This is a genomic window from Chloroflexus sp. (assembly GCF_034435895.1).
Lineage (GTDB): Bacteria > Chloroflexota > Chloroflexia > Chloroflexales > Chloroflexaceae > Chloroflexus.
The window spans coordinates 1-12,557 of record NZ_DAOTWH010000033.1; the positions used below are offsets into that span (position 1 = coordinate 1).

General features: G+C 60.7%; 7 protein-coding genes. 5 read left to right on the forward strand and 2 right to left on the reverse strand.

The genetic code is table 11. The features are described 5' to 3' along the window. Nucleotides 1-161: 161 nt before the first annotated feature. Entirely contained in the window at nucleotides 162-2,846 is a 2,685-nt protein-coding gene (gene alaS / locus U9R81_RS01770; protein ID WP_322493824.1) for an alanine--tRNA ligase, read from the reverse strand. 298 nt (nucleotides 2,847-3,144) lie between these two features. Here alaS and U9R81_RS01775 point away from each other — a divergent pair, with 298 nt between their 5' ends. Both U9R81_RS01775 and U9R81_RS01780 read left to right on the forward strand, forming a co-directional pair. Further along, complete coding sequence (locus U9R81_RS01775) at nucleotides 3,145-4,473, forward strand: acyl-CoA dehydrogenase family protein (protein ID WP_322493825.1); 1,329 nt, start codon at nucleotides 3,145-3,147, stop codon at nucleotides 4,471-4,473. 342 nt (nucleotides 4,474-4,815) lie between these two features. Then, nucleotides 4,816-6,363 carry a nicotinate phosphoribosyltransferase gene (locus U9R81_RS01780; RefSeq protein WP_322493826.1) on the forward strand — a complete coding sequence of 516 codons (1,548 nt, stop codon included), beginning with the start codon at nucleotides 4,816-4,818 and terminating at the stop codon, nucleotides 6,361-6,363. Nucleotides 6,364-6,982: 619 nt separating this feature from the next. Here U9R81_RS01780 and U9R81_RS01785 read toward each other — a convergent pair. Then, nucleotides 6,983-9,274, reverse strand: coding sequence for a histidine kinase N-terminal 7TM domain-containing protein (locus U9R81_RS01785; RefSeq protein ID WP_322493827.1), 2,292 nt, complete (start codon nucleotides 9,272-9,274; stop codon nucleotides 6,983-6,985). 483 nt (nucleotides 9,275-9,757) lie between these two features. Here U9R81_RS01785 and U9R81_RS01790 point away from each other — a divergent pair, with 483 nt between their 5' ends. The 3 genes from U9R81_RS01790 to U9R81_RS01800 form a co-directional block, all read left to right on the forward strand. Beyond that, a complete protein-coding gene (locus tag U9R81_RS01790; protein ID WP_322493828.1) occupies nucleotides 9,758-10,666 on the forward strand; it encodes a GGDEF domain-containing protein in 909 nt (302 codons plus the stop codon). A gap of 150 nt (nucleotides 10,667-10,816) precedes the next feature. After that, entirely contained in the window at nucleotides 10,817-11,341 is a 525-nt protein-coding gene (locus tag U9R81_RS01795; RefSeq protein ID WP_322493829.1) for a type 1 glutamine amidotransferase domain-containing protein, read from the forward strand. After that, the coding region (locus U9R81_RS01800) for a glycosyltransferase family 4 protein (RefSeq protein WP_322493830.1) at nucleotides 11,338-12,557 on the forward strand (1,220 nt) is incomplete at its 3' end. The genes U9R81_RS01795 and U9R81_RS01800, both read left to right, overlap by 4 nt.

A 12,557-nucleotide genomic window follows, 5' to 3' on the forward strand; every position in this document is an offset into this window, starting at 1 on the left:
CCTCTCCCACCTCACGGTGGGAGAGGGGCCGGGGGGGTGAGGGTGCTCTACCCGCTCTTTTACCCTTTACCCCACCCCCCTGCCCCCTCCCTGTTGACGGGGAGGGGGGATAGCCATGCAAAAACATTGAAATATTTTGTGTCTCTTTGTGGCTATTCTCCTTACCCCGCTTGTTCGGCTAATACGCCGGCGGCAGCGTTGATCGCCGCAGCTAACTGGTCGGGGTTGCGCCCGCCGGCTTGGGCGACTTCGGGTTTGCCGCCGCCGCCGCCACCGACGATCGCGGCCAGCGGCTTGACCAGTTGCACTGCATTCAAGCCGCGCCGGACAAGATCGGCGGTGACCATCGTCAGCAGTTGCGGCTTGCCGTTGATCTGCGCGCCGAGCACAATCACCGCGCTGCCCAGCTTGTCGCGCAGATACTCGCCCATCTCGCGCAAGCGCTCGACGGTATCGGCCTCGACCTCGGCGGCCAGCAACGGCACGCCAGCAACCGTCTGCATCCGGTTCAACAACGTGGCCAGCTGCTCGCGCGCCATCTTGCTGCGCAGCGCTTCCAGCTCTTGCCGGCGCTGCCGGTTCTCGGCCAGCAACGCCTCGATCCGCTCAGCCAACTGGGCAGGTTGGGCATTGATCCGTGCCGCCAGATCGCGCAGCGCTTGGGCCTGCTCTTCCACCCACGCCTCGGCCCCGCGCCCGGTTAGCGCCTCGACGCGACGGATGCCGCTGCCGATGCTGCCCTCGCTCACCAGCCGGACAAACCCGATCTCACCAGTGCGATTGACGTGGGTGCCGCCGCACAACTCAAGGCTATCGCGCGAAGCGTACTCGCCATTATCCAAGCCATTACCGCGCTCGATCGTTACCACCCGCACCGTATCGCCATACTTCTCGCCAAACAGCGCGATCGCGCCGCGCGCCATCGCATCCTGATAGCCAGTAATCTCCCAGCGCACCGTGGCATCTGCCCGCACCCACGCATTCAAGCGCCGCTCGACCTCGCGCAATTCTTCGGGATCCACCGGCTTAGTGTGGGTAAAGTCGAAGCGCAACCGATCCGGCGCGACCAGCGAACCGGCCTGGGCCGCGTGCTCGCCGAGCACATCGCGCAGCGCGCGCTGGAGCATGTGGGTCGCAGTGTGGTTGCGCTGAATATCGGCCCGCCGCACAAGATCGACCGTCGCTTGCACCTGATCGCCCACGCTGATTGTGCCATCAACCACCCGGCCATAGTGAACGATCAGACCGGGCAGCGGGCGGCGGGTATCTTCCACCCGCACCGACCCGTCCGGGCCGACCAGCACGCCGGTATCGCCGACCTGACCGCCGCTCTCGGCGTAGAACGGCGTGGTATTGAGCACAATCTGCACGTGCTTCCCGGTGCTGGCCGTGTTCAACGCATCGCCATCGGCCAGCATCCCAATCACCGTTGCCCGGTCGCTCAGCCGCTCGTAGCCGGTAAAATGGGAATTGGGCAAATCCAGCTCCACCCACAGATCGGCCTCGCCGCTGCGCTTGCTCGTCGCCGCCGCTCGCGAACGGGCCCGTTGCTCGGCCATCGCCGCCTCGTAACCGGCTTCGTCAACCGCCAACCCATGCTCGGCAGCGATCTTTTGGGTCAGATCAAGCGGGAAACCGTAGGTATCCTTCAACACAAACGCATCATTACCGGGGATCACCGTCTCGCCGCGGGAGCGCACCTGCTCGATCACCGCGTTCAGCCGCGTGATACCGCCGCTGAGCGTACGCAAGAACTGGCGCTCCTCTTGATCGGCGGCGCTGAGGATAAACTCGCGCCGCTTGACCAATTCGGGGTAAGCGTTGCCCATCTGCTCGATCACCGACGTGATCACCTCAGCGAGGAACGGACGCTCGAAGCCGATCGTGCGGCCCTGATACGCCGCGCGGCGCAAAATCCGGCGCAGCACATAGGCCCGGCCCAGATTGCCCGGCAACACGCCATCAGCGATCAAAAACGCAATCGCCCGCGCATGGTCGGCAATTGCGCGGTAAGCGCTGCGGTGAGCCTGATAATGCGCCTTATCGCTGCCGCGCGCGCTGATAATGCGATTGATAATCGCCACAAACAGATCGGTCTCGTAGGTGCTATGCACTCCTTGCATCACCATCGCCATCCGCTCAAGGCCCATGCCGGTATCCACCGACGGACGCGGCAGCGGCTGCATGGTGGCGCGGTCGTACTGCATAAACACGTTATTCCAGATCTCGACATAATTGGGGTCGTCGGAATTCACCCCCTCGGCATGCATCTGGCTGAGGTCATCGCCGATATACATCGTAATTTCCGAGCAGGGGCCGCAGGGGCCGGTATCACCCATCACCCAGAAATTATCTTTGCGGCCAAAGCGCAGCACCCGCGACGGATCGGCCCCCTGCGCGATCCACAGCTCGGCAGCCTCATCATCAGGCGGCACCTCATCATCGCCGGCAAAGACCGTAAACCACAGCCGCTCGACCGGCAACTGAAACTCTTCGGTCAACAACTTCCACGCCAGCCGGATCGCCTCAGCCTTGAAGTAGTCGCCGAAGGAAAAGTTGCCCAACATCTCGAAAAAGGTGTGGTGGCGCGGCGAGGGGCCAACCTCTTCGAGATCGTTATGCTTGCCGCTGACGCGCAAACACTTCTGCGCCGTCACCGCACGGGTATAAGGACGCTGCTCGCGCCCCAGAAAGACATCCTTAAACTGCACCATCCCCGAATTAGCAAACAGCAGGGTCGGATCATCGGCGACGACCAGCGACGAGCTGGGCACATGGGTATGGCCATGGCGAATAAAGAACGAGATAAACGTTTCGCGAATTTGGGCCGCGGTTAATTTTTGCATACGAATAACGCCTATTTAACGCCGAAAAGCTGTTCCTCGCGTTATTGTAGACGATGGTAGCGCCGACCGTCAACCGTTTTGGGAAGCATCTCGTGATACGGGGATAATGCGGTGCGTCATGGAGCGAGCCTAACGACCGCGCAGGCGATTGCCGGCAATCTGACAACATTGTCATTGACACCCGCGCCGCCATATGCTACACTTATTCTTGACGCATCGCGTCATTCCTTTCCCTGCTTGAAGTCATATCCGGCAACAATGGGGTTGCCCATTGCTCGATGCTGAACAGGAGGCATCTATGGCGCTTATCTCTCTTCCGGCCAGCCTCACCCGCATGATGCAGCAGGTGAATGTGCCGTTTGTTGACACATTCCGTGCCTTGCGCAGCATCACTCCGCAAGAAATCGGCCTGCTGCTGAAAAGCATCGCCGCCAAGCGGCGGCCTAAGCGCGTGCCGCCGATCAATAGCGATTTCTTCGATATTTTGGGCGAACTCTCACCCGAAGAGCGGCTGATCCAACAAAAGATCCGCTCGTATATGGAAGAAAAGATCCGTCCGCTGGCCAACAGCTACTGGGAGCGAGGCGAGTTTCCGCACGAGATCGTACCCAGCTTTGCCCGTCTCGTCGCTGAAACCTTCGGCACCCGGCCTTACGCCATCGACGCTCTTGGCCCGGTGCTCACTGGTGTGGCATGTATGGAGCTCGCGCGGGTCGATCCATCGATTTACACCTTCTTCGGCGTGCATTGGGGCCTGTGCATGGGTTCGATCGACCTCTTCGGCTCAGCCGAACAGAAGCAACGCTGGTTGCCGCCGATGCAACGATTCGAGCTGATCGGCTCGTGGGCCTTGACCGAACCCGACGTCGGCTCAGCGACCGCCGCCGGCCTCACGACCACCGCCCGCTTCGAGCGCGGCTACTGGGTGATCAACGGGGCCAAGAAGTGGAGCGGCAACGCGCCAATTGCCGATCTCAACATCATCTGGGCGCGGGATGTATCCAACAACCAAGTGCAGGGCTTCATCGTCGAGCGCAGTACGCCGGGGTACGAGGTCGAACGGCTAGAAGGCAAGATCGCCCTGCGCACGGTGCAAAACGCTCATATCCGCCTCGTCAATTGCCGGGTGCCCGAAGCCAACCGGCTGCCGAACGTGGGCGGCTTCCGCGGTATTGCCCGCCAGCTCGCGATCACCCGCGCCGCCGTCGCGTGGGCGATGACCGGGGTGGCAATGGGCGCGTATGAAAAGGCGTTGGCGTACGCCCAGCAGCGCATCCAATTCGGGCGGCCAATCGGCGGCTTCCAGTTGGTGCAGAACAGTCTGGTGCAGATGCTGGCCAACGTGACGGCGATGCAGACGATGTGCCTGCGGATGAGCCAGATCGCTGCCCGTAACGGCAAAGTCAGCCACGAGCATGCCTCGCTGGCCAAGGTCTTCTGCGGCGAAAAGATGCGCGAAACGGTGGCGCTGGCTCGCGCCGTCTTCGGCGGCAACGGCATCCTGCTCGAACACGAAGTGGCCCGCTACTTCGCCGATGCCGAGGCGCTCTATTCCTACGAAGGCACCCACGAGATGAATACGTTGATCGTGGGCCGCGCAATTACTGGGATGTCGGCGTTTGTGTAGAGGGAGACGCAAAGGGCGCAGAAATTTTTAACGCAAAGGCGCAGAGAACGCAAAGGGTTTTGGGGGAAGCATCGCCTCCCCATTTGTCATTGCGCGCCGCCAACAGCGCCACTCCCCGGTTGTCATTGCGAGTGGAGCGCAGCGAAGCGAAGCAATCTCCCGCAAGCACGCGAGCGGAACCTTTCCGCCGAAGGAGGAGCTTGCTGCGGGTGCGGCGCGCCCTCGTGATGATATGTTCCTCTCCCTGCGTCCTCCGCGTCCTCGGCGGTAAACATGCTCATTGACAACCACCCCGCTTGCTGCTATATTAGTGTGAAAGTTACACTATATAGCGAGGCACCTATGAACGGCGCGCAGCTCCGTACCGCTACCGGGATACTTTTTACCGACCAGTATCAGTTGACCATGGCCCAGCTCTATTTCCGCATGGGCATTCACGAGCGTCCGGCTCAGTTTGACCATTTCTTTCGCCAGCCGCCCAACTATGGCGTGCATTCCGCCGGTTATTGCATCGCCGCCGGCCTTGAGTGGCTGCTCGATTGGATGGAGACGGCGGCGTTTGGCCCGGTCGAGCTTGAAGTCTTGCGCAGCCAGCGGAATCGGGTGGGTAAGCCAGTCTTCGGCGAGGATTTTTTGGCCTATTTGCGCGACCATGGCCATTTTGGCGGGATCACGCTGTGGGCGGTGCCTGAAGGGCGGGTGGTGCATGCCCAAGCGCCGATGACAATTGTGCGCGGGCCGTTGTTGATGGCGCAGATTCTGGAAACCGCGTTGCTTAACCATCTCAATTATCAGACGTTGGTGGCGACCAAGGCGAGCCGTATCCGTGAGGCGAGCGGGGCGAGCACGGTGCTGGAGTTTGGCCTGCGTCGCGGGCAGGGGTTGGGGGCGAATGCCGGTACGCGGGCAGCTTTGATTGGCGGGGCCGATTTTACCTCGAACGTGGGCCTTGCCCATACTATCGGCCAGACTGCCAAGGGCACCCATGCCCACGCGATGGTGCAGTCGTTTTTGGCCCTCGGCATGAGCGAACTCGATGCCTTCCGCACTTATGCCGAGGTCTATCCTGACGATTGTTTGCTGCTGGTGGATACGATCGATACCTTGCACAGCGGGGTGCCGAATGCGATTCGGGTGTTTGAGGAGCTGCGCGCCAAGGGGCATAAGCCGGTCGGGGTGCGGCTCGATTCGGGTGACCTTGCTTACCTTGCGATTCAGACTGCGTTGATGCTGGATCGGGCCGGGTTCCCCGATACGGTGATCGTGCTCTCGAATGATTTGGACGAGCTGGTGATTTGGCAGATTCAGAGCCAGATCGCTCAAGAGGCGCGGCGCTACAATGCCGATGCCGATGCGATTATTCGCCGGTTGGTGTATGGCGTCGGCACCCGGCTGGTCACGTCACACGGCGAGGGGGCGTTGGGCGGGGTATATAAGCTGGTGGCGTTGCACGATGGCAAGGAGTGGCAGCCGGCGATTAAGATTGCCGAGAGCGCGGCAAAGCTGACCAATCCCGGTTTGAAGCGGGTGTGGCGGTTGTACGACGAGCGCGGCAAGGCGACTGCTGACCTGATCGCGCTCGAAGATGAAGACCCCACCAGCGAAGAGTGCATCCGGTTGCGTCACCCCAGCGACCATGCCCGCCAGCGCACGGTGCGCCGCTCAGAACTGACCGGGATCGAGCCGTTGCTCGAGCCGGGGATGGTGGAGGGCCGGCGGGTGGCTGAGCCACTGCCGCTGGAGCAGATGCGCGCGCGCCGCCATGCCGATGTCGAGCGGCTTGACCTCGGCGTACGGCGGATTATGAACCCGCATATCTACCACGTCTCGCTCAGCCAGCGCCTGTGGGATTTGAAGCAAGAGCTGCTAGCCCGCTTGCAACAGGTGTAGGCGCAGAGGATGGGAAACGCAAAGGCGCTAAGGACGCAGAGGGCGCGAAGGTTTTTTGGTAGTTATGAAGCGCGCTGGTGCCCAGAGGATAACATCCTTTGCGACCTTTGCACTCTTCGCGTCTTTGCGTTATGCGGCCTTTGCGTCTTTGCTCCCTTTGCGCCTCTGTATCGGTGTGCTATACTAGAATTGATGTTGGCGCATGACGCGCCGCCGCTGGGATTTCCCAGAGGAACTTCCCGACTCCCCGCCCGCCGCAAGGCGGAACGCCGCCCCGCGAAACAGCAAGCGGGGGCGCCGGTCGAGCAATCGGCCGGTGACGCAAGACGGCAACAGAGAACAGTCCCGCCGGATTTCCGGTAAGGGGTGAAACGGCCGGGTAAGAGCCGGCCAGCGCCGGCAGCAATGCCGGCGGCTAGGCGACTGCGCCGGCGAGGGGGAGCAAGGTGCGTGGGGCGGGCTCATCGGTGGGAGAATGCGGCTTGGCCGCGTTCGTTGTACCACCCCGTTCGCTCGCATCGCCGCCGCGACGGCAACCTGGGTAACACCCGGCGCGCTAGGAGCGGCCGCTGCTTGGCAGCGAGAGAGATGGCGGCAGCAAACAGAATCGGGGGTACGGTCATGCGCCAGCTCGTTCCCCTACAATGCGCGATATCGACACCACCGGCAGATCGCAGAAGAAGGTTGATCCTTCGCCGGGAGTGCTCTCAACCCCAATGTTGCCACCCATGTAGGTAATGAGGCGGCGGCAGATAGCAAGGCCAAGGCCGACGCCATGCACCTTCTGCCCGTTTGGCTGGCGGACGCGCTGAAACTCTTCAAAGATCCGCTCTTGATCGTCGGGGGCAATGCCCACGCCGGTGTCTTTGACGCAAATGCGCACCCATTCACCGCGTGGTTCAGCGCAGATTTCCACCCGCCCATTGAGACGGTTGAATTTAATCGCATTGCTGACCAGATTGATCAGCACCTGTTCCAGCCGGCCAGTGTTGGCCATCACTTTCGGCACATCAGCAGGGATATTCACCAACAACGCCAAATTGCGTTCGCGCGCCTGTGGCAACATCTGCCCGGCCACATTCTGAATAATCGCGCCCACCTCAACCGGCTCCACCTCCATCTCGAGTTGGCCGGCCTCCATGCGCGAAAACTCCAGAATATCGCTAATCAAGCGCATCAACGTGAGGCTCGACTGCTTCATATAGCCGAGCGTCTCTTGCACCTCTGGGCTAAGTTCGCCTAACACGCCGCGCCGCAACATATCGGTGTAGCCGATGATGGAGGTTAGCGGTGTGCGTAACTCATGGCTGACGGTGGCGAGAAAGCCGGTCTTGAGCCGGTCAGCCCGTTGCACTTGCTCGTAGAGGCGGATGCGGATGATCGCATCGGTAATCAATTCACCGATGGCAGTGACCAACTCGCTCAAGGTTGGCGTCATCGTCTTGGGCGCACTAGTCGCTAACCCTAAGATGCCAGTCGCAAGGTGTTCATGCCGGAGCGGCACCAGCAACAATGATTGTAATCCTGCTTGACGCAAGCCGATTGCCAACGGATCTTCCTCGGTGAGTTCAGCCAGATTGATCAATTCTGGCCGTCCTTGTTGGATGCGCTGGATCAAGGTTACGGCGGCAGCGCCGCTCATAATTTCGTTCTGCGACTGGCCGGCGCCATGGGTCGTGTGGTCAACGACCACGGTGATACGTTGCTGCGACTCATCGATCAGGCCGATCGAAACCCGTTCCCAATGGCCTTCGCGCACAATAATCCGCGCGATCGTATTGAGCAGCGAGCCGGTTTCTTGCGCGTTGTTGGCGCTGCGGGCGATGGCGTTGATCAGGCGCAGCGCGGCGATATGGCGCGCGCGCTCTTGCTCGGCCCGCATCCGCTCGCTCACATCGCGTACCAACACCAGCGATCCGGTCGCAATCCCAGCGGCGGATTGGAGCGAACGGATGCGCACTTCGATCGCTTGGGAGCCATTATCGAAAATAACCGGCCGAGTCGGCGCCGTGATGGTGGTGTTCAGCAGGTGTTGCAGATCGCGCCCAAACGGCGAGGAGGCGACCAGTTGGGTTAAGGGGCGGCCAATCCAGCGATCGCTATGCACGCCGAGCAAACGAGGTGCGTGCTGATTGATCTCGGCGACCAGTCCACGGCTATCGAGCACGATCAGGCCGTCAGGCAAGCCAGCAATGACTTCTTGCTCGGCCAGCGGGGCCAAATCGTACAGCCGGTAGCGCATCGTTGTGTAAATGCCAAGCGCCGCCGAGATAAAGAGCAAGATTGGCGTTGGATCATCGTTCCACGGTACCTTTAGCCCACCCAGAAAAGCGATATTGCCAACGGCCGGAATGAGCGCTGCGGTGAGCATCAGGCGGGCATGGTAGCGATGCACCGGCGGCGCTTGCCATGAGGCGCGGGCCAGCACGATAATGCCGATCGCTAGACAGACATACGCATAAACGGTGTGAAACCAGAACGCCGGCCCGCGGGTGACTGACAGCCAGAGGAATGGGCGTGAAGTGTCGGCTTCTACTGTCGCCCACCAGAGATAATGGAGGTTGTTCGTCAGCGCCAGCACCAACGAAATGAGTTCGGGCACAAAAATGCCGCGCCGCAGCCAGCGCGGCACCCGCCACCATTCGCCCGAATAGGCCAGCGCGATGAGGAGCCAGCATGGCCCGATCATCACAATGCCGACATTCTGCAATAATGACCAAAAGAGCGTGCCTTCAAACGTCGTATCGGCGATGCTCAGCGCGTGGCAGGCATTCCACCATGCGATGGCGGCCAGCAAAAGCGTGAAGGGACGGCCACCGCGATAGTAGCGATTTTGCCACATCATGATCGCTAGTCCGGCGGAAATTATCGCCGGAATGAGATAGATCATCACAAACGGTATTGCCGCCATAGGTGCGTTCCACTCAGGTGTGATCGATGCCATCATTGATCAGAACATCTCTATTGGTCGATCTGATGTGGCAAGGCGAGGACTGCGTTGGTCTTACTATACCGCCTATTGTACTTCAAAAGAATGAACGGCGAACAACGTTTTCCTTACACATAGCGCCAGTTTCCCATTGCATAGCTAGTCGAGCGCTGGAAGGCGTATGACAGCGGTTCCGACATCCTGTGTGGCGCGCAGGAGCCAGCGTGATGGGATTGGTCATTACCTATGCCCGCCGACTTGCCGAAATAACGTTGATTGCAATGCACACCGCTCAGGTAACTGGCTCCGATCAGTGTGCGCTGAAGGCCAGTTTGTTATACGCCGTGGGATAGATACCGTGCCATTGTCTGGAACCTACTGACCGATTATTTCATTGTCTTGTCGAGAAGGTTGAAGTATGCTATCGTTGACGCAGTATCGCGGTCATCTAACCACGGGCAGGCTATGGCATCCGCCGCACAGCTCTTACCGATTGTGACGAGCGATCAGGCGTTGATTGCACTGATCAGTGCGCTGTTGGGTTCAGCGTGGCAGGTTATGCCGGTAGACGCAGTTGCCTCCTCGTCGCCGCATCTGGTCGACTTGCGGGAACAGTTGCTGCCTGATCTCGCAACGCAAGCCGAGCATGCGCCGCTGATTGGTCTAGTGGCCGGTGCAGACGCTACTGTCGGCGCGTTACAGGCGGGCGCACATGAAGTGCTGACCGTAGCTGAGCTGCAGCCGTTATGTTTGCTGCGCGCGGTGGTGACCGCGCAAACGCGCTGGCAGATCGAGCAAACGCGCCGCCAACAATTGGCCGAGGCGAGGTCCCAAGCGCATGCCTTGACGGTGCGCTTGCAGAATGAGCAGATCCGTGATCCGCTCACCGGTCTGTATACGCGCCGTTATCTCAATGAGACGCTGGAACGCGAGCTGCGGCGCGCCGATCGCGAGCAGGTGGTGCTCAGCGTGGCGTTGATCGATATTGACCAGCTTGAGCAGGTGAATTGGCAATTTGGCCGCGCGCTCGGCGATGCAGTGTTGCAACATCTGGCGAACCTGATTGGCCGGCAGGTGCGCGGAGGCGATATCTTCTGCCGCTACGGCAGCGATGAATTGCTGCTGGTATTACCGCGCGTAGCGCTGGAAACCAGCTTGCACCGCGCCGAGCAGTGGCGCGCGGCAGTGGCGCAGACGGTAATTCGCCCTAGTACGCTTGATCTGCAAGTGACAATTTCAATCGGCGTAGCTGCCTTTCCCCGCGATGCGCGCAATGCGGCTGAATTGCTGACGCGGGTCGGCGAAGCGCTGTATGCGGCGAAAGTGGCCGGCGGCAATTGCGTGCGGCCATTGCCGCCAGCAAACAAGCCGTAGCTATGGGGCGCGACAGTGAAACTGCCGCATTTAAAACCTACTCTCAAGCAATCGCTGTCATTGGCTTATGGTACACTGCGTCGCGATCGTCTCGTGGAACGCTAGCGACGTTGCCTTGCAGTGTCGCTGCAAGAGAAGGGAGTGCCAATTATGCGACTAGCAGGCAAACGGATTGCGATTCTGCTGGCCGAGGGGGTGGAAGACCTTGAGTTTTACGTGCCGCTGATGCGCCTGCAAGAAGAGGGTGCTGAGGTGTTGGCCGCCGGGCTTGATCTCCGTCCGGTGCGTGGCAAGAACGGCCTAGAGATTACCCCCACGACGACCATTGCCGAATTGCGCGCCAATGACCTGTTTGGCTTAGTGTTACCCGGCGGTTGGGCGCCGGATAAGCTACGCCGCTATCAGGCGGTGACCGATCTGGTGCGAGCGATGGACGCCGCCGGCAAGGTGATCGGGATTATCTGCCACGGCGGTTCGATTGCGATTTCCGCCGGTATTGTGCGTGGTCGTCCGGCCACCGGCTCGACCGGGATCAAAGACGATTTGATCAATGCTGGCGCAACGTGGGTGGATGAAGCGGCCTTCCGCGATGGCCATCTGGTCTGGGGGAGGGTGGTGGCTGATATTCCCGCCTTCTGCCGCGAGCTGGTGGCGGCTTTGGTGGAGCGTGTATGAGCCCGCGCATCGCTTATTGCTCACCCGTCAACCCAGCCCCGTCGGGGATTTCCGATTATAGCGAGGAGCTGCTGCCCTACCTCGCCCAATACGCCGAGATCACGCTGTTTGTTGAGGATGGATTGCGCCCGACGAATCCGCAGCTTGAGCGGCATTTCACGGTCTTGCCCATCCGCAAGCTCGAACGGCTCGCCCGGCGGGGGGTGTTTGATGCGATTGTCTACCACATGGGCAATAGTCCGGCCCACGCCGGTATCTGGCGGGTTGCGCAGCGCGTTCCCGGCGTGATGGTGATGCATGATTTCGTGCTGCATCACTTTATGGTCTGGTACGCGGCGAATGTGCAGCGCGATGTAAAGCGCTACGTGGCCATGATGCGGGCGCGCTACGGTGTGGAGGGCGAGAATATCGCTCAGCTCATGATCCGTTCGCGCTTTAGCGAAGCGGCGTTTTCGTTTCCGTGCAATGAAGATGTGCTAGCCGCTGCCAAGGCCGTGATTGGACATAGCCAGTATCTGTTGGATCGGGTGGCGGCTGTCCGGCCCGATTTGCCGCGCGGTCTTGTGCCAATGGGGGTGCCATTGCCACCGGTGATTGATCGCAACGAGGCGCGCCGGCGGTTGGGCATCCCACTCGAACGCCCGCTGTTGGCAACCTTTGGCAATATCAATGCGTGGAAGCGGATCGAACCAACCCTGCGGGCGCTGGCCGCCTTGCGGCGGGAGGGGATCGATGCCCACTGTGTGTTGGTTGGTTCCGTTTCACCCAATTATGCTCTCAAAAGCGTGATCCAACGGCTTGGCCTGCAAGCAGCCGTGACCGTCACTGGCTATGTCGAGCGTGCCCAGTTTGAGGATTACGTCGCTGCGACTGATGTTGGCCTGAATTTGCGTTACCCGACCTCCGGCGAAACTAGCGCTAGTCTGTTGCGCCTGCTCGGTGCAGGTAAGCCTACGCTAGTGAGCACAGTTGACGCTTTCTGCGAACTGCCGCCCGACGTGGTAGCGCAGGTCGATGTTGACGAGTGCGAAACCGATATGATTGTCGCTTACTGCCGGCGTTTTCTGGCTGATCCGGCGCTGGCGGCGGCTTTGGGGAGGCGGGCGCAGGCGTATGTAGCAACCAACCATACCTTGCCCGGTGCGGCGCGGGCAATGATCGGCTTTTTGGCCGCGGTCTACGGTTGGCCAGCCCCGCGGTTGCTCCGCGCCGAGCC

Bases quoted from the DNA above. Each gene is read 5' to 3' on its own strand.
- U9R81_RS01785 (WP_322493827.1), bottom strand. From the start codon at position 9,274: ATGGCGGCAATACCGTTTGTGATGATCTATCTCATTCCGGCGATAATT.
- U9R81_RS01780 (WP_322493826.1), top strand. From the start codon at position 4,816: ATGAACGGCGCGCAGCTCCGTACCGCTACCGGGATACTTTTTACCGAC.
- U9R81_RS01775 (WP_322493825.1), top strand. From the start codon at position 3,145: ATGGCGCTTATCTCTCTTCCGGCCAGCCTCACCCGCATGATGCAGCAG.
- alaS (WP_322493824.1), bottom strand. From the start codon at position 2,846: ATGCAAAAATTAACCGCGGCCCAAATTCGCGAAACGTTTATCTCGTTC.
- U9R81_RS01795 (WP_322493829.1), top strand. From the start codon at position 10,817: ATGCGACTAGCAGGCAAACGGATTGCGATTCTGCTGGCCGAGGGGGTG.
- U9R81_RS01790 (WP_322493828.1), top strand. From the start codon at position 9,758: ATGGCATCCGCCGCACAGCTCTTACCGATTGTGACGAGCGATCAGGCG.